The sequence below is a fragment of the Rhodococcus olei genome, from assembly GCF_039540555.1.
Classification (GTDB): Bacteria; Actinomycetota; Actinomycetes; order Mycobacteriales; family Mycobacteriaceae; genus Rhodococcus_G; species Rhodococcus_G olei.
In genome coordinates this window covers 1-22392 of sequence record NZ_BAABFB010000070.1, presented here as the reverse complement: position 1 = coordinate 22392, position 22392 = coordinate 1, and the positions used below count along the sequence as shown (strand labels likewise).

Genomic DNA, 22392 nt, shown 5'->3' with positions numbered 1-22392 from the left:
CGAGATCAGGTGGCAGTGGCGTCTTGATCGAGTGTCGAACTGTTGACCGGACGGACCGCCGGGAAGGTCCACGATCCGTTCAGGACTTCCTGGTGTGGCTGATACAGCCGGATCATGTAGTTCCAGCCGTCGCTGATCGACAAGCGGTTCGGATGCTCTTCGGGGCCGCCGAACCTGATCACGGTGGTGCCGTCGGATTCCGGTACGGCGGTAACGCTGTTGATGTTGACCGCGCCATCGGCGTCCACGTCGAAGTAGCCGTCGGCGTTGTAGACGGAGATCGACCAGAATCCGTCCACGGGGACGTGACCGACAGTCAATTCGTAGGCACCGACGGGGAGGCCCGGGTTGACGTTGAGGTACAGCGCTTCCTCATCGGGGAGCCCGCCCCAGGCCGCGGCGCAACCGAGCAGGTGGCGAACCGGATCCACCTCGCCGCGTCGGCCGAATGCACGACGCATGTCGGGCAGCCCGGATGCCAGCTTCAGCAGGGAATCGCGGGTGGCGGCGAGGCTTTCGGGGTCGTAGTCGGGCAGGACGAACGGCCGCGCCGAGCCGGCCCGTACCACCAGCTCGTCCTGGAGTGTGTTCACGGCGGTCACGTCGGTCGCATCGTTGGGGTCGACCAGAATCCGCACGGCGAGAAAGACATGCGGCGTGACGAGCTGATCCGCGGCGAGGTGGTGCTCACCGGGTTCGTGGATCACGGCGTCGACGTATCCGTCCTGGTCGATCACCATCGCCGTCAGGTAGCGGTCCCCGCTGTCGGGCAGTGTGATGGTCACACCCTGCGACACGTCGACCACGGCGCCGCTGTAGAGGGTGTCGCGGTTCTGTCGAATGACCGGCTGGTGATCCAACGGGGTCGGGACCCTGTTGTGAGTCCACGCGTTGACCTGCGTGCTGTCCCGCAACACCGCCGCCAGCATGCGATCACTCTCGACCCGCGCGAAGTTGTCCGTGGTCACCAACGTCGTCATGCCGCCGGACGCTACGGCCCCACCCGGCCGGCCACTTCACCCGAACTGGATGAACTCTTCCCGGTGCGGGTCAGGCCCAGAGCAGCACCGCGGCGAGAATCATTGCCGCGGCCGTGGCGCCGTGGATCGCGAATGCAGCCGTACGGCTGCCTCGGTTGGTCAGCACGATTCCCATGTCGCCGAGCGGAATGATCGCCAGGAGCAGCACCAACAGCGGCAGGGTTTCGCGTGCGGCGAAGATGAACACGATCACCAGCACACCCGTCGTGACGTCGCGAATCCCCTTGACCTGCCACCATCCGCGGGCCTCGGGTGCGGGTGCGACCGGCAGGCCGAAGCCGGCGGCGTTGCCGGCGTTCTTCGCGAGGTAGGCGAGGCCGATGCCGATGATGGCGAGTGCGCCGATCCAGCTGAGCGCGAGTCCGATCCAGGCGAGCATCCGTGATCCTTTCGTCAGCAGATCGCCTGCTGGTCTCGACGCGGACGGCGGGCGTGGGTGGACGTGGTGTGCACGCTGTTCGGTTGGGTTCGGCCGCGGCGCCGCCTACGGCACCGACAGGACCGCGAGCCCCGGGGTGATCGGACCAGCGGACGGAGTGACGGCGACGGCAACCGGTCCGGTTCCCGTGTGCAGCGTCACCTGCGCCGGCACCCCGTTCAGTCCGTCCGACAGTCGGGCGGAGCCGGACGTCCCGGTCGACAGATTCAGCCAGCGCACCTCGGAGGAGAGCGGGCATCCCCAGTGGCCGGGCTTGCCGCCGGTGATCGTCACGACGCCGGACTCGTCGCCGATCACGGCCGCGCACCGAACCGGCGGTGCGTCGAAGCTCCCGTTGGGATTACCGAACGGCGCGGGATCGATCTGGAACGGGACGGTCACCGCGGCCGTGGCCACCCCGGCGGCCGACAGTGCCGCAGCGGCGGCCACGGTCGCGCAGACACCGAGCCGGCGAACGAGATTCAGCACCATGACTCCTCCCCAGGGTCCGGCCGTGTTGGTGGATCGGTCCGCGGGGGCGGCGATCCGGCCGATCGCCAGCGTATCCGGGGTCGGGCCGACAGGGCGGGCCAACGACGAGGCCGGACATGCGGCCCGGATGCCGCCGAGGTGTCGGTGCCGCGCCCTATCGTGACGGGCATGAGTGAACCGGTGAAGGGACCCGCGTCGTACTTTCCGTCGATCGAGGCGAAGTACGGGCGTCCGATCGGAGAGTGGCAGGCGCTGATCCGCGGGTCGGACCTGACCAAGCACATGGAGCTGGTGGCCTGGCTCAAGTCGGAGTACGGACTCGGGCACGGCCACGCGAACGCCCTCGTCGCCCACACGCTGAAGGAGGACGCTGCCGGGTAGGCCCAGGCCGAGGCGGGGCCTGCGGTGGGTTTCGAGTTCCCTCGGTCAGACGAAGACCGTCGGTCAGACGAAGAAGGGGACGAGTGCCTTCCGGTCGGTGGGGTAGTCGGCGAACTTCTCCTGGTACCACCGGTGGGTGGCGAGCGCGCGGGGGACGAGATTGCCGGCGGTGATCAGCAGGATGACCACGCCGGGCAGGGCCCAGGTGAGCAGCGCGAAACCGGACCAGGCGATCAGTTCACCGAGGTAGGCGGGGCTGGTCACCAGCCGGAACCCGCCGCCGAACGGGATCCGGTACTCGGCGGCGCCGGGGTTGTGCTTGTCACGCAGGTTCCGCACGATCGACTCGGAGCTGACCAGCAACGCGAAACCGGACAGGTAGATCACGAGGCCGATCAGGAAACGGGGGTCGGTGAGCCAGGCCGTGGTGTACTGCCCGAAGTAGTCGTGGCTGAACAGGGCCCCGTTGAGGTAGCCGTGCATCGACGTGACGAGCATGCCCATCACGATCACCGAGACGTTGAAGGTGCTCCGCTTCCCGGGTACCTGGCGGATCGCGAGCGGGAAGAACCAGCCTCGATTCGCGTAGTGCAGCAACCAGATTCCGGCGAGCACGAGGGAGGTCGGTTCGAAGCGGTTCGGTCCGGACAGGTAGAAGACCAGGAACACCACGGTCGCCGGGATCTCCATCAGCCACCAGCCGAGCTTCGGGTTCAGGTTGAACCCGAGATTCGTCGACGAGAAGCGCCCGTACGAGCTCTGGGCGAAGAAGCCGCCGACGATCACGAACGCGGCGAACGCGAACGCCAGGGTCAGGACGGTGTCGTAGACGGTGTTCCCGGTGTACCAGTGCATCGTGATCCTTCGGAGGGCCGGCGGTCGTGCGGACGACGGCAGGGCGGTACGCCGCCGAACCGTCGATTTCTGAAACGTGTTCTACCACGGTCAGGGCCAGGTTGAGCCGCAAACAGGTCCAGATACTGACACCGGTTCGTGACGGGATCGGCGGTCGCGGAGCGCGGCACGACCCAGCCGCGGACGGCCGACTACCCCGGGCCGGTGAGTAGGGCGTCGAGGGCGGCGTAGCTGGCGTTCATGCCGTCCTCCATGCCGGAGCGCAGCATGCCGTCCCGATCCTCGCCCGTGAGGAACAGCGACTCGACGACCACCTTGGTGCGTCCGTCTCCGAGGTCGACGAAGTCGACGGCGTCGATGCTCGCGTGGGTGGGCATGCCGTCCCATTCGAACGAGTACACGAGCCGTTCCCGGGGGACGACCTCGCGGAAGCGGCCCTCGAACCCGTCGCTGCCGCCGTCGTGGTGCTCGACGAAGCGCCAGTGCCCGCCGACCTCGAGGTCCCATTTCTCGACGTCGAGGGGGTTGCCACGCCCCCACCACCGGGCGATCAGGTCCGGTTCGGTGTAGGCGGCCCACACCCGGGCGCGCGGGGCGTCGAACACGCGCTCGACGTGGCAGTCGCGGTCGCCGGACGTGGTGACGACTGCGGAGTGTGTGTTGGTCATCGGTCCTCCTCGAGAACCCGACACCGAACCGTCAGGTTCGGTGTGTGCCCACGCCGCACCCGCTGTCGACCCACGGGCCGGCAGCGGGCGGCGTCCGGCTCAGACCATCTCCGGCACGTGCAGGTGCGCGATCGCCAGATCGAACACGCACGAGTCGAGCACCGTGGCGCCCATCTCGCGGGTTCCGGCGGCGCGCATCGCGTCGGCCTTCTCCATGTCGCGGTCCATCGCCTCGCGGCTGTCGAACGTCACCGACACCACGGCACGGCCGGCGGCGTGGTCGACCATCATGCTGGCGCTGCAGAACCCGGCGAGTTCCTCCATGCCCGGCAGGGCCGTCAGCTTGAACACGTCGACCGCGCGGGACATGCGGCCCGGCTCGATCTTCAGCCACGTGACGCGGACGCAGGAGCCCCTGCCGGACCTGTGGTCGCGGTGCAGGGCGGCGATGTCCCAGCGTTCGACGGTCGCGGTGCCGTGGAACATCTCGGTCGCGCGATCGCGCAGCTCGCGCACCGGTCCCTCGCTCGCGCGGAGGGCGTCCTCGTCCATCCACGAGCTTGTCGCGATGCAGCGGCCGGTGTCGCGGTCGACGAGCAGCGACAGTCCCGCGCAGCCTTCGTAGTCGGCCAGTGCCGGCATGACGACGTCACTCATGTGTTTGATGCCGGCGTCGATGAAGGACGGGTGCGCCTGAATGGTGGTGGAACGTGCGTACACGGCCAACCCCTTCTGCTCGGGGCGGCGCCCCGGCGGCGCCACCGGTTTCCCCGCACTTCACCTTCCTCCGCGGCCATGGCCAAGGCAATGGGCGTGGACTCGCCAATTGCGCTACCGGGCAGTAGGTCTGCGGCCCGGGCATGCGACTTCCTCCGGCCCGGTCCGCGTCCCGGATTCCCGCCGTGGCCAGCGGCGTAAGATCCCGACGACATTGCCCGTCCGCTGTTCGAAGGGGAATCGGATTGAACGCGCACGCCGGAGAACGTGAGCAGTTGGAATTCCAGGCGGAGACCCGCCAGTTGCTGGACCTGATGATTCACTCGGTCTACTCGAACAAGGATTCCTTCCTGCGGGAGCTCGTCTCCAACGCCTCGGACGCACTCGACAAGCTGCGGCTCGCGGCCTTCCAGGACAAGGACCTCGACGCCGACACCGCCGACCTGCACATCGAGATCGCGGTCGACACGGACGCCCGGACCCTGACCGTCCGCGACAACGGCGTCGGCATGTCCCGCGACGAGGTGGTCGACCTGATCGGCACCCTCGCCAAGTCCGGCACCGCGGAACTGCGGCGAAAGCTGAAGGAGGCCAAGGACGCCGCCGCCAGCGAGGAACTGATCGGCCAGTTCGGCATCGGCTTCTACTCGACCTTCATGGTCGCCGACAAGGTGACCCTGCTGACCCGCAAGGCGGGAGCGGAGCAGGCCACCCGCTGGGAGTCGAGCGGTGAGGCGACGTACACGATCGAGACCGTCGACGGCGCCCCGCAGGGCACCTCGGTGACGCTGCACCTCAAGCCCGCCGACGCCGAGGACCACCTCCACGACTACACCGCGGAGTGGAAGATCAGGGAGCTGGTCAAGCGGTACTCGGACTTCATCGCCTGGCCGATCCGGATGGAGGTCGAACGCCGCACCCCGGCCACCGACGACGAACCGGAGACGGTGACCGTCGAAACCCAGACCCTCAACTCGATGAAGGCGCTGTGGGCGAAGTCGAAGGACGAGGTCACCGCCGAGGAGTACACCGAGTTCTACCGGCACGTCGCCCACGCCTGGGACGAGCCGCTCGAGACCATCCCGATGAAGGCCGAGGGCACCTTCGAGTACCAGGCGCTGCTGTTCATTCCCCAGCACGCGCCGTTCGACCTGTTCATGCGGGACGGCAAGACCGGCGTCCACCTGTACGTCAAGCGGGTGTTCATCATGGACGACGCCGACGAACTGCTCCCCGAGTACCTGCGGTTCGTCAAGGGTGTCGTCGACGCGCAGGACCTGTCACTGAACGTGTCCCGTGAGATCCTCCAGCAGGACCGGCAGATCCGCGCGATCCGGCGACGCCTGACCAAGAAGGTCCTCACCACGATCAAGGACATCCAGGCCTCCCGGCCCGACGACTACCGCACCCTGTGGTCGGAGTTCGGCCGCGCCCTCAAGGAAGGCCTGATCGCCGACACCGACAACCGCGATGTGCTGCTGCAGATCTCGTCGTTCCCGTCGACCGAGAGCGCCGAGGAACAGACGACCCTCGCCGAGTACGTCGCGCGGATGCGGGAGGGGCAGAAGCAGATCTACTACGCCGCCGGCGAGTCGCGTCAGCTGCTGGAGAACTCCCCGCACCTGGAGGCGTTCAAGGCCAAGGGGCTCGAGGTGCTGCTGCTCACCGACCCCGTCGACGAGGTGTGGACCGCGCAGGTCCCGGAGTTCGACGGCCTGACGTTCCAGTCCGTCGCGAAGGGCGAGGTCGACCTCGACACCGACGAGGACAAGAAGGCCGCCGAGACGGAGCGCGAGGAGCGGGACAAGGAGTTCGCGGACCTGCTGGGCTGGATGGCCGGGATCCTCGGCGAGCACGTCAAGTCGGTGCGGCTGTCCACCCGCCTGACCACCTCACCCGCCTGCATCGTCGGCGACGACTTCTCGATGTCCCCGGCGCTGGAACGGATGTACCGCGCGTCCGGGCAGCCGGTCCCGGTGACCAAGCGGATTCTCGAACTCAACCCCGACCATCCGCTGGTCGGGGCGTTGCGCACCGCGCACGACCAGCGGCCCGACGACGCGTCGGCCGCGGAGACCGCCGAGCTGCTGTACGGGATGGCGCTGCTCGCCGAGGGCGGCGAACTCGCCGACCCGGCGCGGTTCACGACACTGCTCGCGAACCGGCTGGCCGCGACCGTGTGACCGACCTCCACCGGACGGGCCGGGGCTGGGCAGGGCGGGTGTCGGGACCCTAGCGTTGAGGGCAGACCCGGCGCTGGGGTGACCGACCGGGGCGCCCCACCCGGCCCGTCCGTCCGGAGGAGCCATGAAGATCACGCGTGTCGGCGACGACGTCACGGTCCTCGCCGACCACCTGGAAGTGCCCGGCATCGGATTTCTTCCGGTCAACGCCTACGTCCTGCGCGCCGCCGCGCCGGTGGTCGTCGACACCGGGCTGAGTCTGCCCGACCGCCGGTTCGTCGACGAGCTGGCGGCGGTCCTCGACCCGGCGGACGTGGCATGGATCTGGCTCACCCACCCCGATCGCGACCACACCGGGGGACTGTTCGACCTGATCGAGGCCGCCCCGTCGGCCCGGGTCGTCACCACGTACCTCGCGGTCGGCATCATGTCCACCGAGCGGCCACTGCCGATGGACCGGGTCCACCTGCTCAACCCCGGCCAGGGTCTCGACGTCGGGGACCGGATCCTGAGCGCGTTCCGGCCTCCGCTGTTCGACAACCCGGCCACCGTCGGGTTCCACGACGGCCGCGGCACCTACTTCAGCTCCGACTGCTTCGGCGCACCGATGCCGAGTGCGGACCTGGCCACGTGCGACGACGTCCGTGCACTGCCCGCCGCGGAACTGCGTGCGGCACAGTTGTTGTGGGCCACCGTCGACAGTCCCTGGGTGCACCTCGTCGACCCCGGCCGCTACCTGTCCGGCGTCGAACCGGTGCGTGCGCTGCACCCCGACGTGATCCTCAGCTCCCACCTGCCGCCGGCCGCGGGCGAGTGCGACGCGTTCGTCGACATGCTCTCCGCCGCACCGGGTTCGGACCCGTTCGTCGGTCCCGACCAGCGCGCGCTCGAGGAGATGCTCGCCGGCTTCGAGCGGGGCGGCGGAGTCGGCTGACGCGGCGCTGCTATCGTCGGCCGGTGCCGCGGATGAGCGCCCCCGATGCGCAGTCGTACTGGATCTCCCGTCAGATACCCACCGACCAGTTCCTGCTGTACTGCTTCGACGACGCCGGGGCGCCGCTGGCGTCGATCCGGGAGCAGGTCCTGGCGCGGGCGGCGGTGATCGCGGACCTGAGGACACGGATCCGGGAGGTCCCCGGCGGCGTCGACCACCCGCACTGGGCGCCGATGGTCCCCGACGCGTCGCTGGTGCGCCTGCACGAGGGTCCGACGACCTGGCCCGCGTGTCTGCGGTCCGTCGCAGCGCTGCTCACCGAACGTCTCGACCCGATCGAATCACCGTGGCGCCTGCATCTTTTCGGTCCGGTCGCCGATGCACCCGAGGGTGGGGACACCGGCGCCGTGGTCGCCGTGCTGCAGGTGGCGCACGCGCTCGGTGACGGTCGTCGGGCGTCGGGGATCGCCCGCGAGTTGTTCGGGTCGGCGCCGGCGACACCGGCGCGCGCGATCCCGGCGTGGCGTCCGGGGGTCGCCCTGGCCGCGGCGGTGGTCCGGCTGCCCGTCCAGGTCGCGCGGATGGTGCTGCGGGCGCGGCCCGCGCACCTCGCCCACCGGCAGCGCGAGCGCGACAGCGCCGCCGGCGTCATTCCGCCGAAACCGCCGAGCCGGCCGAAACTGCCGACCAACGCCGCCCCCGACCATCGGCGCGAACTGCGCACCGTGGTGGTCCCCGCCGCGACCCTGCGCGGCACCGGGGTCACCGTGACGGTGGGGGCGACGACCGCGATCTCGCTGGCCCTGTCCCGGTACCTGCGCGCACACGGGGTCGGGCCGGGCGTCGGGATCGCCGCCGAGGTGACCGTCGCCAAGCCGGGAAAGCCGCTGGCACGAAACCACTTCCGAAACGTCACCGTGGACCTGCATCCGGAGATCGAGGACGTCGCCGCGCGCGCCGGCGCGATCGCCGAGTCGCTGCGCCGGGGTCGGCTGCGCGCCGATCACCCGGCCGGCGCCGCGGAGGACCGGGCGACGGCCGTCGTTCCGGCGCCGCTGCTGCGCCACGGAATCGATCACTTCGACTTCACCGCGGTGCCCGACGAGGTCACGGGCAACACCGTGGTGTCCAGCGTCGACCGTGGTCCCGCCGACCTCGTCCTCGGTGGTGGGCGGGTGCGCTTCACCGCCGGTTTCCCGGCCCTGTCCCAGTTCATGGGCCTGACGCACGGCGTCCACGGCATCGGCGACCGGGTCACCGTGTCGATCGCCACCTCGCCCGCGGTCGTGCCGGACGTCGACGAGTACGAGCGACTGCTGCGCGACGCGATCGACGAGCTCCGGGCGGCCGCGCCGTTGCCCCAGCGTGAAGGCGATTCGTAGCGAACTCGTCACCCCACCCGTTACTGTGGCCGTGCCGGGCGTTGGTCCGGTGACTGCAGCAACCGAACGGAGTACGCCCATGTCGACCCTGATCTTCGACGCACTGCTTCCCTACGTCGGCCAGAAGAACGCCACCGAGCTGGCGCAGCTGCTGGCGGTCGGGCCGTAATCCGGTCACCTCACCCCGATCTTTCGACACGGGCCCGGCGGAGCGAAACGCTCCGCCGGGCCCGTGTGCTGTGCGCCTACTCCGTCACACCGCCGGGTTCGACTCCCCGGAACGCGGCGAGTGCCACCGCCTGCTCCTCGACCCCGGCGCGCACCGGCTTCGGGATCCGCACCCACGGCGTGACCTCGATCGTCAGCTTCCTGCGCGCCGTGCGCGGGCGCCACACCCCGACGATCTCGCCGCCGACCGCGACCGCCCCGGGCCTGCCCAGCGTCGGCCACAGAGCCTTCCGGTGTGCCTCGTCGGGAACGAGAAGGTCCCGATCCCTGAGCTGCAGATAGGGGTCGAACGGCCCGAGCAGGCGGACGGATCGGTCGTCCGGCGGATCGAGGAGGTCGTCCAGGTGGTCGGCCGGGATCGTGCGGGCCGCACCCTCCACCAGAACCTCCACCGTGTCCGTCGGCCAGTGCCGTTCGACGTCCTTCACCGGGGCGTCGACGTAGGCGGCGACGGCCTTCGGGGCGCTCGGACCGAAGAAGCGCAGGTAGCCGCGGACGACGTCGACGCGGGCGTCGGCATCGGCGCCGGATCGGGCGTACGGCTTCGCCCGCCACCCCGGGATGCGTTCGAGGACCGGTGGTGACGTGCCGGGACGCAGTTCCAGGCCGGCCTGGAGCGCCGCCAGCCGGAACGGCATCTCGTACAGGTGGGTGGCGTTGCAGGGACGGCAGAACCGCAGGTACGGCGCGTCCATCCGCTCGGCCAACCGCGCCGACATCTCACCTTTGACGGTCGGTTCGCGGACGATGTCACGCATCGCCGTGGCGACGGTGCGCAGTGCGTCGAGGGTCGGGATCCCGGCCGCCTTCAACGGCCGATTGGCGTCGAAGATGCGCTTGGCGGCATCCGCATCCGAGAGCGGGGCGGTGGCCACCGCGACCTTCGCCAGATCGGTGCGGCGATAGCAGTGCGGCGCCCCGCGCAACGTCCACGCGAGCGCGAGCTCGTCGGCGGCCGCGGACGGCGCGGCCGGTGTGCCCCGCAGCCGCAGCGCCCACGCCGCACCGTCCGGCCCGGTGTCCTGGATCCCGAGATCGAGCAGGTCGCAGTCCGTCGGCCCGGTGGCCCGGCCGGCCGGCCGATCGAGCTGCTGGGCATGCCATCGGTAGGAAAGCACTTGCGCGCGAGACACTTCGGCGGTCATGGCGCGAGTCTAGGTGGATGGACCGACACCCCGCGTTCCCCGGCGTCAGCGGTTGTCGACCTGGTACGACTCGATCCGGCGGATCCGGCCGTCCCGGAAGTGGAAGTAGTCGCTGAAGATCCCGTCCAGCTCCCCGCCGTCCGCGAATCGGGCCCGGACCGTGCCGAGGAGGACGACGACGTCGCCCTCCTCGACGAGCCGGATCACCGTCAACGTCGGCCGCCCCGTGAACGCCTCGTTCTCGATCTCCCGGTCGAACGCCGCCTTGCCCACGATCGAGAAGTCACCCGGCATCTCCCAGGTCACGTCGTCGGTGAGCAGCGACAGGATCGCCTCGTGATCACCGGTGCGGAAACCGTCCACGTACGCGAGGACGGTGCGCTTGTTGGCGGACAGCGACGGATCGGATTCCGACAGTTCCGGTTCCACGACACTCCTTCGCCCGACGGGTGATGCGGTCCGTCCCATCGTGACACCCGGTCCGGCGTCACGCCTCCGTTGCGGCGAACACGATGTCCAGTCCCGCGATCGTCTCTGGGTCGGCGACCACACCGAGTTCGACGATCCGGTCCCCGACGATCGTGAAGGTGAACACCGAGCGAGGGCGGCCTCCGGGCGCCCACGCCGCAGCCGGACGGCCGTCGACGGTGACGACCTGCGCCTCCCGGGCCCGTCCGCTGAACGCCTCGGCGATCGTGCGGGCGCCGTGGGCCTCGGCCGCCAGCACCGGCGCCCCGTGTGCCAGCGCCGCGGTCGCTGCCGTGACCGCGGTCTCGTCCGCGCGCAGCACGACGTCGGGATCGAGCAGGGCGAGCAGATCCTCGAATCGGCCCTCGCGCGACGCGGCCAGGAACGCCTCGACCACCCGGCGTCCGCGGTGATGGTCGCGTTCGGGTGCGTTCGCGCCCTGCACGCGGCGCCGGGCACGGCTGGCGAGCTGTCGCGTGGCGGCGGGGGAGCGGTCCACGATCGGGGCGATCTCTTCGAACGGCACCGCGAACAGGTCGTGCAGCACGAAGGCGAGACGCTCGGCGGGCGAGAGGGTGTCGAGGACGACCAGCATCGCGACACCGATCGAATCGGCGAGCACCGCCTGATGCTCGGGTGCCGACTCCGGCCGGGGCTCGGGCAGGTCCGGGTGCGCGGGCTCCTCCAGCGGGATCTCGCGCCGGGACCCACGTGAGCGCAGCATGTCCAGGCACACCCGGCTCAGAACGGTCGTGAGCCAGCCCGCGAGGTTGTTCACGTCGTCCGCGTCGACGCGGCTGAGCCGCAGCCAGGTCTCCTGTACCGCGTCGTCGGCCTCGGTGGTCGAGCCGAGCATGCGGAAACCCACCGCCCGCAAGTGGTCGCGGTGTTCCTCGAAGTGCCGCGCCAGAATCTCGTTGTCGTTCATCGGTGTCACATTCTCTCGTCGCGATCCGTCAGGTTGATGACGGACACGCCACAACCGATGTGACAGGAGCGAAGACGATGAAGGCACGCATGAACAACCCGGCCATGGTTCTCCCGGGCGCGGTGGCCGCGCTGCAGGCGGTCGGCGGCACGACCGCGGACGCGGGCCTGCCTGCCGGCACCGTGCATCTCGTGCACATCCGCGCCAGCCAGATCAACGGCTGCAGCGTCTGCCTCGAGATGCACTCGAAGGAGGCCCTGCGCGACGGCGACAGCGTCGAGCGGCTGCTCGCGGTCGCCGCGTGGCGGGAGTCGCCGCACTTCACCGACGCCGAACGCGCGGCGCTGGCGCTCACCGAAGCGGTCACCCGGATCGCGGATCAGCCGGACGCGGTGCCGGACGACGTGTGGGACGACGCCGCCGACCACTACGACGAGCCGCAGTTGGCCGCGCTGACGCTGCAGATCGCGCTGATCAACGTGTGGAACCGTCTCAACGTGACCGTCCGGCAGCCCGCCGGCCAGTCGTGGTGACGACGCGACCGTGATCACGCGGCGGTGACGACGCGACGAGGGCCCGGCGGGTGATCCCGCCGGGCCCTCGTCGCGTCGTGTCCACCCAGCCCACAGGCCGGGTGGACCTGGCCTCACAGGCCGGGGCGCTTGCCGACCGTCAGGGTGACCTCGCCGGTGTGGGCGAAGAAGTCGTTGCCCTTGTCGTCGACGACGATGAACGCCGGGAAGTCCTCGACGTCGATCTTCCAGACCGCCTCCATGCCGAGCTCTTCGTACTCGATGATCTCGACGTTCTTGATGCAGTCCAGGGCCAGGCGCGCGGCCGGCCCGCCGATCGAGCCCAGGTAGAAGCCGCCGTGCGTGTTGCACGCGTCGGTGACCTGCTTGGACCGGTTGCCCTTCGCGAGCATGATCATCGAACCGCCCGCGGCCTGGAACTGCTCGACGTAGGAGTCCATGCGGCCCGCGGTGGTCGGACCGAACGAACCGGACGCCAGGCCCTCGGGAGTCTTCGCCGGACCGGCGTAGTAGACCGGGTGGTCCTTGAGGTACTGCGGCATCTCCTCGCCGGCGTCGAGGCGCTCCTTGATCTTCGCGTGCGCGATGTCGCGCGCGACGACCAGCGGACCCGTCAGCGACAGCCGTGTCTTGACCGGGTGCTTGGACAGCTCGGCGAGGATCTCCGGCATCGGCTTGGTCAGATCGATCTTCACCGCGGCGCCCTTGCCGGTGCCCGAGACGCCCGAGGTCTCGGCGTCGAGCTGCGTGTCGGTGACCTCCGGCAGGAACTGGCCCGGGTTGAACTCGAGCTGCTCGAGGAAGACACCCTCGGGGGTGATCTTCGCCTTCGCCTGACGGTCCGCCGAGCACGACACGGCGATCGCGACGGGCAGCGACGCACCGTGGCGGGGGAGGCGGATGACCCGGACGTCGTGGCAGAAGTACTTGCCGCCGAACTGCGCGCCGATGCCGATCTTCTGGGTGAGCTCGAAGACCTTCTTCTCGAGCTCGTGGTCGCGGAAGCCGCGGCCGGTCATCGCGCCCTCGGTGGGCAGCTCGTCCAGGTAGTGCGCCGACGCGTACTTCGCGGTCTTGAGAGCGAACTCGGCGGATGTGCCGCCGACGACGATCGCCAGGTGGTACGGCGGGCAGGCCGCGGTGCCGAGCGAGCGGATCTTGGCCTCGAGGAACTGCATCATCGAGTCCGGGTTCAGGATCGCCTTCGTCTCCTGGTACAGGTACGACTTGTTGGCCGACCCGCCGCCCTTCGCCATGAACAGGAACTTGTAGGCGTTCTCGTGGCCCTTCGCGGTGTCCGCGTACAGCTCGATCTGAGCAGGCAGGTTGTTGCCGGTGTTCTTCTCGTCCCACATCGTGATCGGAGCGTTCTGCGAATAACGCAGGTTCAGCCGCGTGTACGCGTCGTACACACCGCGGGCGATGGACTCCTCGTCGTCGCCCGGGGTGAGCACCTGCTGGCCGCGCTTGCCCATCACGATCGCGGTGCCGGTGTCCTGGCACATCGGCAGCACACCCGCCGCGGCGATGTTCGCGTTCTTCAGCAGGTCCAGCGCGACGAACTTGTCGTTGTTCGACGCCTCGGGATCGTCGAGGATGCTCGCCAGCTGCTTCAGGTGGTCGGTCCGCAGGTAGTGGGAGATGTCGTGCAGTGCGGTCTCGGTCAGCAGCCGCAGCGCCTCCGGCTCGACCTGTAGGAAGGTGCGGCCGTCGGGGCCCTCGACGGTGGACACCCCCTCGGTGGTCAGCAGCCGGTACTCGGTGGGATCTTCACCGATCGGCAGCAGGTCCTCATAGAGGAAGTCGGCCATCATCTCTCCTGGGAATGGGCGTGTGAAGTCGAGAACCAGGCTAAACCTGCCGTGGCGGCGGGCCGAAGGCGGGGATCATACGGCCAGTTCCACTCGTGTGGGGTCCGTACACTCGGTGTGGTGCCCGAAACGCTCTCCGTGCCCGTCCCGCACGAAACGGCCGAACCGCGGCCCCGGTTCCACGCCTACGTCGACCTCGCGGTCGTCGTCGCGGTACTGGTCTGCACCAACCTGATCGCCCACTTCACCACCGTGTGGGCGTCGATCGCGGCGGTGCCGATCGCCGCGGGCGTGCTCCTCGGGCTCGGCCGTGGCCGCGGACTCGGCTGGGCCGAACTCGGCCTGTCCCCGCGGCACTGGCGCCCCGGCTCCCTGTACGCGCTCGCCGCCGTCGCCCTCGTGCTGGCGGTCGTCGCGGTCGGGGTGGCGGTGCCGTTCACGCGGCAGTTCTTCCTCAGCAACCGGTACGCGACGGTGTCCGGCGCGTTGATCGCGTCGATGATCATCATTCCGCTGCAGACGGTCATCCCCGAGGAACTCGCGTTCCGCGGGGTCCTGCACGGCACGCTCGAACGGGTCTGGGGCGCCCGCGGGGTGTTCGCGGCCGGATCGGTGCTGTTCGGGCTCTGGCACATTGCGTCGTCGCTGGGGCTGACCAGCGGCAACCGCGGACTCGCCGGGGTGCTCGGCGGCGGGGTCGTCGGTCAGGTGCTCGGCATCGCGGGCGCGGTCGCCGCGACCGCCGCTGCCGGGGTCGCATTCACGTGGCTACGCCGCCGCAGCGGCAGCCTGCTGGCGCCGATCGCCCTGCACTGGTCGCTCAACGGTGTCGGCGCGCTCGCCGCCGCTCTGGTGTGGCACGTGTCGTTGAACTGAGCGACCGTGCCCGGTCGGATGTGACCACGAGAGGGGTGCGATGACCGCCACCGCCGTCACCGTCTTCCATCGGACCGCCGACCGGGACGTCTTCCTGAGGTGGGCCGTCGACACCGTCGGCTCGGCGGCGCGGGAGTTCCCCGGGTTCCGTGAGGTCCGTGCCGCGGCACCGGAGGCGCCGTCGCTGGACTGGGCGGCCTCGGTCGCCTTCGACACCGAGCAGCATCTGCACGCTTGGCTGGACAGCGCCACCGGGGCGCTGGTGGGGTCATCGGGGGAGACGATGGGGCTCCGGCGCGCCAGCCCGCCGCTGATCCTGCTGCCGGGACGGCTGCCGCCGGGAACGGTGGTGTTCGAGCATCCCGTCGCGCCCGGCCGGGAGGCGAACTTCGAGGACGCGCAGGCGCGACTGGCCGCGACGATCTCGGCGTATCCCGGGTTCGAGGGTTCGGCCGTTCTCGGTCCACAGACGGCCGGCAGCTGGATCGCCGTGTTGCGGTTCCGGACCGAGCACCACCTCGAGGACTGGATGCGCTCGGCGCAGCGGGCCGAGGCGCTCCCCGACCTCCGCTCCCAGCTGGCCGGGGACTTCACCGTGGCGGTTCGCAGCGTCCCGTTCGGATCGGTGCTGCGCGTGCAGGACGGTGAAACCCGGGTGACGCCCACCTGGAAGACCGCGATGCTCGTGCTGCTCGTCCTGTACCCGACGGTGATGACGCTGTCCCGGTTCGTCACGCCCCGGGTCGCCGACCTCGGTGCCCCGCCGTGGCTGTCCATCTGGATCGGTCAGATCGGCAGTGTCGCGCTGCTGTCCTGGCTGCTCATGCCGACGATCACCCGGCGGTTCCGACGTTGGCTCGACCCCGTCGAGGGGGCCGGACGGCGCGTCGGTGTGGTCGGCGCCGCCGTCGTTGCGCTGGGATACGCCGCGACCCTCGCCGTGTTCGCGACCGTGCCGTGGTTGCAGTTCTGGACCCACCAGCCCTGACGCGTCAGACGCTGTCGCCCTCCGGTTCGCGGATACTCAGGTACAGCTGCTGCATCCTGGCGGCCTCGCGTTGTTCGGCCGCGCGTTCGCTGCACCGGCGCCGGAACTCGGCCTCCGCGTCGCGGGCGGCGGCCCGCTCGCGTTCGAGCGCGAAGTGCACCGCCGGGTGCACGCGCTGCTCCGGTAGCGGAATCGGACCCCACGGCCGGCCGAGCGCCAGCCACAGCACCGCCCCGATCACCGGAATCGCCGCCACGATCGGGATCCACGCGCTCCGGCGCAGCGTCCTGACCTGCCAGTCCGCCCGGCGAACCACGTCGAGCAGTGTGCCGATCCAGAACGACACGACGAGCAGTGCGAACACCGCCATGCCGAATCACCTCCCCGTGTGCGCGGCGCAGCGCGCCTGTCAACGTGGCCCGACCGTTCGGTCGGGCCAGTGTGACCCCCGCGGGAAGGGTATGCGTTTAACGGGTGTCGCGGGCCGGTTGTACGCAGAACTCAGGGATACCTCAGAAAAGCCTCAGAAACCCGCCCGGTTCGTCACCCCTCGTCGAGTCGCACCCAGCGTCCGAACGGCGGCGGCCCCTCGCCGTGGACCTTGATCCGGTGTCCGGGGTCGTCCGGCCGGACGTGCATCCACTCGTAGCCGTGGAGGACGTGCTCCTCGGCGGCATCACGGTCGGCGACGACGAGATCGCCGTTGGGACGCTGTTCGAACGTGAACGGGCTCTCGGGTGCGATGACCCACCATGCCTCTTTTGCCATGACGCCTAGTCCTCCTCGTGGAGACTGTGCGGTCGGACTGCCGTTCGGGTACGTCCCGAGCCTACCGCCGTTTCTCGGGGCAGGAGCCCGCTCCACGTGAAACCAGTGATGCCCGATGGCATCACTGTGATTGGCGTGAACCACTGTGCTGTGGTGCAATTCACGAAACGGCTGTGTCCGAGCGGGTGCCGACACGGCTCGCGTGTCGCGAATCCGTCCGGACGAATCGAGGGGACCGTGCAGATATCACGTCGGGAACTGTTCAAATACGCGGCCGTCGGGTCCGCCGCGCTGGGCGTGACCGCGCTCGGGTCGAACTCGATGGTCGCGCAGGCGGCGCCCGCCGCGGGCACCCTGGTCGACTACGCGGGCGGAGTGCCCTCCGCCGAGGCGATCGCCGCGGCCGGCCACCTCGGTGCGATCCGCTACGTCTCCGACCGCCGCCCGGGCGCCGAGTGGATGACCGGCAAGCCGATGCTGGCCGACGAGGCCGACGCGCTGGCCGAGGCCGGACTCGAGGTGGTCTCCTGCTACCAGTTCGGCAAGGCCGACACCGCCGACTGGCGGGGCGGACTCGAGGCGGGCAAGCGGCACGCCGAGCGCGGGCTCGAACTCCACCTCGCGGCCGGCGGCCCCGAGAACCGGCCGATCTACGCGTCGATCGACGACAACCCGAGTCCGGTCGACTTCGCCACGATGATCGCGCCGTACATCCTCGGCTGGGAGTCGGTCGTCGGGCACGCGAACACCGGTGTCTACGCGAACTCGAAGACCATCGACCTGCTGACCGCGGCCGGGCTCGGGTCCTTCTACTGGCAGCACAACTGGGGAACGCCGAAGGGATACGTACACCCTTCGGCGCACCTGCACCAGTTCGAGATCGACAAGCGCGCCATCGACGGCGTCGGTGTCGACCTCAACTCCGTGCTGAAGTCCGACTACGGCCAGTGGTCGCTGGCCTGATCGCGGATCGGCACGCCGGCGGGCCGGTACGTCGGCACACCGGCGGGCCGGTACGTCAGCACACCGGCGGGCCGGTACGTCAGCAGAGCGGCTTGGCGATGTTGTAGACCCGCTGCGCCTGGTCCTGCGTGGCGTTGGTCCCGTTGTTGCCGGCGCGGACCTCGAGATCCGACACGACCTGCGCCTCGTCCTTGCCGTCGTCGATCGCCGCGCAGGTCTGCGTGTAGATGTCCTCGATCGCGGCGTCGGTGCGCCCCTCGGCCAGCTGGGGAACGGCGGCCTTGAACGCGATCGTGAAGCTGGACACCTTCGCGGTGTCCACGGCACTGCCCGCGGCGGACTTCGCGGACGAGACCGCGCCCTGCGCCGAGGAGATCGCACCCTCCGCGGCGTTGGCGGCGGAGCTCACGGCCGACCCGGCCCGGTCGAGGAGGTTGGGTGACGTGGTGGTCGCGGTGTTGTTCGCGTTGTCGTTGCTCGACGAGCAGCCGGTCACGGCGAGCGCAATGGCAGAGGCGGCGAGTACTGCTGCTGCGATTCTCATCTGTCGAGCCTAGCCCGGACGTAACGGAGCAACCGGGTCAATACGACGTACGAATCGAACGTGTCGAGCACGAGGAGCCGCCGAAGATGGACATCGTCATCAACCTTCTGTACGCCGTCGCCGCCAACATCTACGACGGGATCTCCGCCGGGTCGAGCGGGGGCCACGGCACCGAGAAGCCCTGACCCGCCGCACGCTGTCGGGGCCTCCCGGTGGCGCGAGCGGCACCCCCGGGTATCACCCCCGCGGGGTGCCCAGCACCAGATCGGCCGCCTTCTCGCCGATCACGACGCACGGCGCGTGGGTGTGTCCGCGGATGATCGTCGGCATGATCGACGCATCCGCCACCCGCAGCCGATCCACCCCGCGCACCCTCAGGTCCGGCGCCACGACGCTGTCGGCGTCCGATCCCATCCGGCACGTACCCACCGGGTGGTACAGCGTGTGCGAGTTCCGTTGCAGCGCGAGCTCGATCACCTCGTCCACGCCGAGCCGATCCGCGTTCGCCGGTCGGATGGTCCGGCCGAGACGCCCCTTCAACGCCGGCGACGTCGCCAGCGCGTCGGCCCGCCGCAGTCCGGACAGCATCGCGGTGCGGTCGGCGCCGCCGGCGTCGGTCAGATAGCGCGGATCGATGATCGGCTTGTCCTTCGGGTCGGCCGACCGCAACGACACCTCGCCCCGGCTGGCGGGCTTGAGCAGGATCGTGCCGATCACGGCGCCGTGCTCGGCCGCCGGGACCAGTCCCTCGTCGAAGAACGGCGCGGGGGCGAAGATCATCTCGAGGTCCGGCAGGTCCAGTTCGGCGCGGCTGCGCACGAATCCGTACGCCTCACCGACGTTCGAGGTCAGCATCCCCCGGCGGCGGACCAGGTAGTCGACCAGTTGGGGGAGCTTCTCCGCGGCGAACAGTGAGTCGGATTCGACGCTGTAACCGAGCATCGACACCAGATGGTCCGACAGGTTGCGGCCCACCTCGGGTCGGTGCTGCCGGACCTCGATGCCGTGCCGTTCGAGCTGCCGTTTGTCGCCGATACCCGACAGCATCAGCAGTTGCGGCGAATTGACCGCGCCGCCACAGAGGATCACCTCCCGGGCCGCCCGGACGGTGCGCCGCACGCCGCCCTGCAGATACTCGACGCCCACCGCGACCGAGCCCTCGAACAGCACCCGGGTCGCGTGCGCCTCGGTGAGCACCGTCAGGTTGCGTCGCCGGCGGGCGGGCCGCAGGTAGGCGTCGGCGGTGCTCCAGCGGGCGCCGCGGTTCTGGGTGACCATCGTCTGTGAGAAGCCTTCGGGCGCCGCGGTGTTCGCTCGCTCGATCGGGAAGCCCTGTTCCCGTGCCGCGTCCAGGAACGCCGCGGTCAGTGGCCGCGGGCTGCGCTGGTTGCTGATCCGCAGCGGCCCCGAATCGCCGGTGTCGGTGTCGGCGGCGCCCTCGACACGCTCGATCCGGCGGAAGTAACGCAGCACGTTGGCGAACGACCACGACTCGTCGGCCAGCCGCGCCCAGTCGTCGTAGTCGGCGGCGTACCCGCGCACCCACATCATCGCGTTCATCGACGACGATCCGCCGAGCGTCTTGCCGCGGGGCCAGTAGATCCGACGCCCGCCGAGGCCCGACTGCGGCTCGGTCAGGTAGTCCCAGTCCCGTTCACTGCGGAACAGTTTCGAGAACGCGGCCGGGATGTGCACGAACTTGTCCGTGTCGGCGGGGCCGGCCTCGAGCGCGACCACCGTGGTGTGGGGGTCGGCGCTGAGCCGGTTCGCCAGCACCGCGCCCGACGACCCGGTGCCCACGACGACGTAGTCGGCGACGGCCCGCTGCTCGTTCATCGCTCTCCTCACCCCCGCAACGCCGAGGCGAACAGCGCCGGCAGGCGCATCCAGGACGGATCCCCCGCGAAGCCGGTCAGCAGTCGGCCGGTGGTCGACGCCGTCCGGTTGGTCACGAACCACGGCGGCTTGGGCGAGATCGACATCTCGCCGTGCAGCAGCGACCGGGGCGACGGACGGAACGGGCCCCGCACGACCGTGCGCTCGCTCCGGTCGATCAGCAACGCGTTGTGCACGATGCCGATACCGCTCTGCACGTCTTCGAGGGTGTGGCCCGGGAAGGCGCCCCAGGTGGCGGCCGCGGAGAGGTAGCCGACCCCGGTCCACGCGTTCACCGCGATCGTGCCGTACCGCAGGTTCTCGAGCATCGCGTCGAAGTCGCCGCCCAGGTCGCGGATCGTGTGCGGATGGGCGATCACGTTGACGCCGAGCGTGCCCACGAACTGCTCGTTGGCGACCGCCGCGGCCTGGGTCGCGAATTCCGCTCCGGTGGAGGGCAGTTCGATGACACCGAGGACGGGTGCGAAGTACTCGGTCTCGAGCAGCGGCGGGAACTGCTCGGGCCGCAGACCGCTGACCAGGACCCGCGCCCCGCCGCCGAGCCGCTCGGCGTCCGGGTAGGTGGTGGTGGCCTTCGCGACCCGGTCGTCACTGCCGGGGTAGTAGGCGGGCCGGGCCGGTGCGCGGTCGATCGCCGCGCGGAGCGCCGCGAGGAACTCCTCCCGCTGCGGCCACTGCGCGGACAACACCACCACCTGCGAGGCGACGCAGTTGTAGCCGTTGTTGTGCAGCCGCTGGGTGGCCAGGTGCTCGGCCTGGAACTCGATGTCGGCCCGGCTCCACTCTCCCGGCAACACGACGGTGGGGGAGACGCCGCCGAGTTCGCTGCTGATCTCCTTGTCCAGGATCGGATCTCCGGCGGCCTTGCGCCGCGCGCCCTCCTCGCCGGTGCCGAAGACGATGGCGTCGTGGGTCAGTGCGCTGCCGGTCATGTGCACGTGGTCGACCAGGTCGTGCTGCACCAGGTACGACCCGACGTCCGCGCCGCCGGTGAGGATCCGCACCGCACCGATCGCGATGAACGGGTCCAGGACCTTGGTCAGCACCGGCAACAGCGGGTCGGTGATCGGGTTGAGCTTGAGCGCGACCACCCGGTTGTGTGCGATCAGTTCGTAGAGGGTGTCCAGCGGCGCGATGGAGGTGATGTTGCCCGCACCGAGCACCGCACCGACGCCGGCCGTGCGGGACGGGTCCCGCTGGGCCAGCCCCGCCTCCCGGCGCGCCGTTGCGCCGTCCACCCCCGGCTCCAGCCACACCTCGGCGCTGAAGCCGCTGAGCAGCAGGCGGTCGTAAACGCTGAGCGGCAACACCTGCACCGTGGTGCGACCCCCCGGTGCGGTGCCGAAATCGGCTCCCGCCAACGGGCTCTCGCCCCGGGCGAGCTTGGCCACGCTCGCGGACAGCAGGGCAGTGGCGGTCGCGACCGCGTACGGCCCGGACATCCATTCCTCGCCGCGCAGCGGCGAGGCGGCGCTCAGTCCCTTGATCCCGGCCGCGGCGTCGACCCATTCCTGTGCGTGCGCGACGGTCAGCTCGTGCACGCGGTCGAGCAGGCGTCCGCGCTCGGCGAGGGACAGTCCGGCCCAGACCTTCTCGCCCTCGGACAGGTCCGCCAGGGCCTGGTCGACGGCGGCGGTGCCGACGGATCGTGATTGTGATTCGGTCATCTCGGTGCCTCCTCGGGCGAGATCGGGGTGTCGGCCGGTCACAGGCGGACGATGTCGAGCGTGCCGTCGTGGTACGCGGCGCGCAGTCGCTTCTTGTCGAACTTGCCGACGCTGGTCTTGGGGACCTCCGGCACGATCACCCAGTTCTCCGGGACCTGCCAGCGGGCGACCTTGTCGGTGAGGTGGTCGCGCAACTCCTCGACCGCGGCGCCGCTGTTCGCCCTCAGCACCACCGCCACCAGCGGCCGCTCGTCCCACTTCTCGTCCGGGATGCCGATCACCACGGCCTCGACGACGTCCGGGTGCCCCATCACGGCGTTCTCCAGATCCACCGACGAGATCCACTCGCCGCCGGACTTGATGATGTCCTTGGTCCGGTCCGTCAGCGAGAGGTAACCGTCCGGGCTGATCGTGCCGACGTCACCGGTGCGCAGCCAGCCGTCGTCGAACTTGTCCGGCGCGTCGACGCCGTAGTAGGCGCCGGTGATCCACGGGCCCCGCACCTCC

General features: G+C 70.0%; 24 protein-coding genes. 8 read left to right on the top strand and 16 right to left on the bottom strand.

From position 1 onward, the window contains the following. Positions 1 to 5: 5 nt before the first annotated feature. The 3 genes from ABD951_RS23565 to ABD951_RS23555 all read right to left on the bottom strand — a co-directional run bounded on the left by ABD951_RS23565 (position 6) and on the right by ABD951_RS23555 (position 1950). Positions 6 to 980 carry a DUF1254 domain-containing protein gene (locus ABD951_RS23565; RefSeq protein ID WP_345351141.1) on the bottom strand — a complete coding sequence of 325 codons (975 nt, stop codon included), beginning with the start codon at positions 978 to 980 and terminating at the stop codon, positions 6 to 8. Between the two features lie 70 nt (positions 981 to 1050). Next, positions 1051 to 1419, bottom strand: coding sequence for a DUF4267 domain-containing protein (locus ABD951_RS23560; RefSeq protein ID WP_345351138.1), 369 nt, complete (start codon positions 1417 to 1419; stop codon positions 1051 to 1053). 105 nt (positions 1420 to 1524) lie between these two features. Further along, positions 1525 to 1950: a hypothetical protein gene (locus tag ABD951_RS23555; RefSeq protein WP_345351135.1), complete on the bottom strand. Its 426-nt coding sequence runs from the start codon at positions 1948 to 1950 to the stop codon at positions 1525 to 1527. Between the two features lie 168 nt (positions 1951 to 2118). Between ABD951_RS23555 and ABD951_RS23550 the strand changes: the two genes are divergently transcribed. Continuing rightward, positions 2119 to 2331: a DUF4287 domain-containing protein gene (locus ABD951_RS23550; protein WP_345351132.1), complete on the top strand. Its 213-nt coding sequence runs from the start codon at positions 2119 to 2121 to the stop codon at positions 2329 to 2331. 63 nt (positions 2332 to 2394) lie between these two features. On the opposite strand, the gene ABD951_RS23545 is transcribed toward ABD951_RS23550, so the two are convergent. The 3 genes from ABD951_RS23545 to ABD951_RS23535 all read right to left on the bottom strand — a co-directional run bounded on the left by ABD951_RS23545 (position 2395) and on the right by ABD951_RS23535 (position 4574). Further along, positions 2395 to 3186: a phosphatidylethanolamine N-methyltransferase family domain-containing protein gene (locus ABD951_RS23545; RefSeq protein ID WP_345351129.1), complete on the bottom strand. Its 792-nt coding sequence runs from the start codon at positions 3184 to 3186 to the stop codon at positions 2395 to 2397. 191 nt (positions 3187 to 3377) lie between these two features. Next, positions 3378 to 3854 (bottom strand): SRPBCC family protein, encoded by a 477-nt coding sequence (locus tag ABD951_RS23540; RefSeq protein ID WP_345351126.1) that lies wholly within the window; start codon positions 3852 to 3854, stop codon positions 3378 to 3380. A 99-nt stretch (positions 3855 to 3953) separates the two neighbouring features. Continuing rightward, on the bottom strand, positions 3954 to 4574 hold the full coding sequence (locus ABD951_RS23535) for a hypothetical protein (RefSeq protein ID WP_345351123.1): 621 nt from the start codon (positions 4572 to 4574) through the stop codon (positions 3954 to 3956). Between the two features lie 242 nt (positions 4575 to 4816). On the opposite strand from ABD951_RS23535, the gene htpG reads away from it, so the two are divergent. From htpG to ABD951_RS23520, 3 genes are all read left to right on the top strand, one after another. Continuing rightward, positions 4817 to 6754 carry a molecular chaperone HtpG gene (gene htpG / locus ABD951_RS23530; RefSeq protein ID WP_345351120.1) on the top strand — a complete coding sequence of 646 codons (1938 nt, stop codon included), beginning with the start codon at positions 4817 to 4819 and terminating at the stop codon, positions 6752 to 6754. 124 nt (positions 6755 to 6878) lie between these two features. Further along, positions 6879 to 7688 carry an MBL fold metallo-hydrolase gene (locus tag ABD951_RS23525; RefSeq protein ID WP_345351117.1) on the top strand — a complete coding sequence of 270 codons (810 nt, stop codon included), beginning with the start codon at positions 6879 to 6881 and terminating at the stop codon, positions 7686 to 7688. Between the two features lie 32 nt (positions 7689 to 7720). After that, positions 7721 to 9070: a WS/DGAT domain-containing protein gene (locus ABD951_RS23520; protein ID WP_345351114.1), complete on the top strand. Its 1350-nt coding sequence runs from the start codon at positions 7721 to 7723 to the stop codon at positions 9068 to 9070. Positions 9071 to 9315: 245 nt separating this feature from the next. Here the strand turns inward: ABD951_RS23520 and ABD951_RS23515 are convergent, their stop codons facing one another. From ABD951_RS23515 to ABD951_RS23505, 3 genes are read right to left on the bottom strand one after another with little or no spacing between them, the layout of a single operon-like run. Further along, the gene (locus ABD951_RS23515; protein ID WP_345351111.1) at positions 9316 to 10443 is read right to left on the bottom strand and encodes a DNA glycosylase AlkZ-like family protein; all 1128 of its coding nucleotides are present in this window, start codon (positions 10441 to 10443) and stop codon (positions 9316 to 9318) included. A gap of 45 nt (positions 10444 to 10488) precedes the next feature. Then, positions 10489 to 10872 (bottom strand): nuclear transport factor 2 family protein, encoded by a 384-nt coding sequence (locus ABD951_RS23510; protein ID WP_345351108.1) that lies wholly within the window; start codon positions 10870 to 10872, stop codon positions 10489 to 10491. 58 nt (positions 10873 to 10930) lie between these two features. Next, on the bottom strand, positions 10931 to 11839 hold the full coding sequence (locus ABD951_RS23505; RefSeq protein WP_345351105.1) for a sigma-70 family RNA polymerase sigma factor: 909 nt from the start codon (positions 11837 to 11839) through the stop codon (positions 10931 to 10933). Between the two features lie 77 nt (positions 11840 to 11916). On the opposite strand from ABD951_RS23505, the gene ABD951_RS23500 reads away from it, so the two are divergent. Then, positions 11917 to 12372, top strand: a complete 456-nt coding sequence (locus tag ABD951_RS23500) for a carboxymuconolactone decarboxylase family protein (RefSeq protein WP_345351102.1) — start codon at positions 11917 to 11919, stop codon at positions 12370 to 12372. Between the two features lie 113 nt (positions 12373 to 12485). Here ABD951_RS23500 and ABD951_RS23495 read toward each other — a convergent pair whose 3' ends face one another. Beyond that, entirely contained in the window at positions 12486 to 14183 is a 1698-nt protein-coding gene (locus ABD951_RS23495) for a fumarate hydratase (RefSeq protein WP_345351099.1), read from the bottom strand. Positions 14184 to 14303: 120 nt separating this feature from the next. Here ABD951_RS23495 and ABD951_RS23490 point away from each other — a divergent pair, with 120 nt between their 5' ends. Together ABD951_RS23490 and ABD951_RS23485 are read left to right on the top strand one after the other, a co-directional pair. Next, positions 14304 to 15059, top strand: a complete 756-nt coding sequence (locus ABD951_RS23490) for a CPBP family intramembrane glutamic endopeptidase (protein WP_425569932.1) — start codon at positions 14304 to 14306, stop codon at positions 15057 to 15059. Positions 15060 to 15099: 40 nt separating this feature from the next. Then, positions 15100 to 16047 (top strand): antibiotic biosynthesis monooxygenase, encoded by a 948-nt coding sequence (locus ABD951_RS23485; RefSeq protein WP_345351096.1) that lies wholly within the window; start codon positions 15100 to 15102, stop codon positions 16045 to 16047. Positions 16048 to 16051: 4 nt separating this feature from the next. On the opposite strand, the gene ABD951_RS23480 is transcribed toward ABD951_RS23485, so the two are convergent. Together ABD951_RS23480 and ABD951_RS23475 are read right to left on the bottom strand one after the other, a co-directional pair. Continuing rightward, positions 16052 to 16417 (bottom strand): PLD nuclease N-terminal domain-containing protein, encoded by a 366-nt coding sequence (locus tag ABD951_RS23480; RefSeq protein ID WP_345351093.1) that lies wholly within the window; start codon positions 16415 to 16417, stop codon positions 16052 to 16054. A gap of 173 nt (positions 16418 to 16590) precedes the next feature. Continuing rightward, the gene (locus tag ABD951_RS23475) at positions 16591 to 16815 is read right to left on the bottom strand and encodes a maltose regulon activator MalT (protein WP_345351090.1); all 225 of its coding nucleotides are present in this window, start codon (positions 16813 to 16815) and stop codon (positions 16591 to 16593) included. A 237-nt stretch (positions 16816 to 17052) separates the two neighbouring features. On the opposite strand from ABD951_RS23475, the gene ABD951_RS23470 reads away from it, so the two are divergent. Continuing rightward, complete coding sequence (locus tag ABD951_RS23470) at positions 17053 to 17778, top strand: DUF1906 domain-containing protein (protein WP_345351088.1); 726 nt, start codon at positions 17053 to 17055, stop codon at positions 17776 to 17778. 79 nt (positions 17779 to 17857) lie between these two features. On the opposite strand, the gene ABD951_RS23465 is transcribed toward ABD951_RS23470, so the two are convergent. From ABD951_RS23465 to ABD951_RS23450, 4 genes are all read right to left on the bottom strand, one after another. Next, positions 17858 to 18322, bottom strand: a complete 465-nt coding sequence (locus ABD951_RS23465; RefSeq protein ID WP_345351085.1) for a hypothetical protein — start codon at positions 18320 to 18322, stop codon at positions 17858 to 17860. A gap of 237 nt (positions 18323 to 18559) precedes the next feature. Further along, a complete protein-coding gene (locus ABD951_RS23460) occupies positions 18560 to 20158 on the bottom strand; it encodes a GMC family oxidoreductase (protein ID WP_345351082.1) in 1599 nt (532 codons plus the stop codon). An 8-nt stretch (positions 20159 to 20166) separates the two neighbouring features. Continuing rightward, on the bottom strand, positions 20167 to 21885 hold the full coding sequence (locus tag ABD951_RS23455; RefSeq protein ID WP_345351079.1) for an aldehyde dehydrogenase family protein: 1719 nt from the start codon (positions 21883 to 21885) through the stop codon (positions 20167 to 20169). A 38-nt stretch (positions 21886 to 21923) separates the two neighbouring features. Then, positions 21924 to 22392: AMP-binding enzyme (locus ABD951_RS23450; RefSeq protein WP_425569931.1), on the bottom strand; the 469-nt coding region annotated here is incomplete at its 5' end.

Excerpts from the sequence above, each read along its gene's own strand:
- ABD951_RS23565 (WP_345351141.1), bottom strand. The coding sequence starts at position 980 with ATGACGACGTTGGTGACCACGGACAACTTCGCGCGGGTCGAGAGTGAT.
- ABD951_RS23560 (WP_345351138.1), bottom strand. The coding sequence starts at position 1,419 with ATGCTCGCCTGGATCGGACTCGCGCTCAGCTGGATCGGCGCACTCGCC.
- ABD951_RS23555 (WP_345351135.1), bottom strand. The coding sequence starts at position 1,950 with ATGGTGCTGAATCTCGTTCGCCGGCTCGGTGTCTGCGCGACCGTGGCC.
- ABD951_RS23550 (WP_345351132.1), top strand. The coding sequence starts at position 2,119 with ATGAGTGAACCGGTGAAGGGACCCGCGTCGTACTTTCCGTCGATCGAG.
- ABD951_RS23545 (WP_345351129.1), bottom strand. The coding sequence starts at position 3,186 with ATGCACTGGTACACCGGGAACACCGTCTACGACACCGTCCTGACCCTG.
- ABD951_RS23540 (WP_345351126.1), bottom strand. The coding sequence starts at position 3,854 with ATGACCAACACACACTCCGCAGTCGTCACCACGTCCGGCGACCGCGAC.
- ABD951_RS23525 (WP_345351117.1), top strand. The coding sequence starts at position 6,879 with ATGAAGATCACGCGTGTCGGCGACGACGTCACGGTCCTCGCCGACCAC.
- ABD951_RS23520 (WP_345351114.1), top strand. The coding sequence starts at position 7,721 with ATGAGCGCCCCCGATGCGCAGTCGTACTGGATCTCCCGTCAGATACCC.
- ABD951_RS23515 (WP_345351111.1), bottom strand. The coding sequence starts at position 10,443 with ATGACCGCCGAAGTGTCTCGCGCGCAAGTGCTTTCCTACCGATGGCAT.
- ABD951_RS23505 (WP_345351105.1), bottom strand. The coding sequence starts at position 11,839 with ATGAACGACAACGAGATTCTGGCGCGGCACTTCGAGGAACACCGCGAC.
- ABD951_RS23500 (WP_345351102.1), top strand. The coding sequence starts at position 11,917 with ATGAAGGCACGCATGAACAACCCGGCCATGGTTCTCCCGGGCGCGGTG.
- ABD951_RS23495 (WP_345351099.1), bottom strand. The coding sequence starts at position 14,183 with ATGGCCGACTTCCTCTATGAGGACCTGCTGCCGATCGGTGAAGATCCC.
- ABD951_RS23485 (WP_345351096.1), top strand. The coding sequence starts at position 15,100 with ATGACCGCCACCGCCGTCACCGTCTTCCATCGGACCGCCGACCGGGAC.
- ABD951_RS23480 (WP_345351093.1), bottom strand. The coding sequence starts at position 16,417 with ATGGCGGTGTTCGCACTGCTCGTCGTGTCGTTCTGGATCGGCACACTG.
- ABD951_RS23475 (WP_345351090.1), bottom strand. The coding sequence starts at position 16,815 with ATGGCAAAAGAGGCATGGTGGGTCATCGCACCCGAGAGCCCGTTCACG.
- ABD951_RS23465 (WP_345351085.1), bottom strand. The coding sequence starts at position 18,322 with ATGAGAATCGCAGCAGCAGTACTCGCCGCCTCTGCCATTGCGCTCGCC.
- ABD951_RS23460 (WP_345351082.1), bottom strand. The coding sequence starts at position 20,158 with ATGAACGAGCAGCGGGCCGTCGCCGACTACGTCGTCGTGGGCACCGGG.
- ABD951_RS23455 (WP_345351079.1), bottom strand. The coding sequence starts at position 21,885 with ATGACCGAATCACAATCACGATCCGTCGGCACCGCCGCCGTCGACCAG.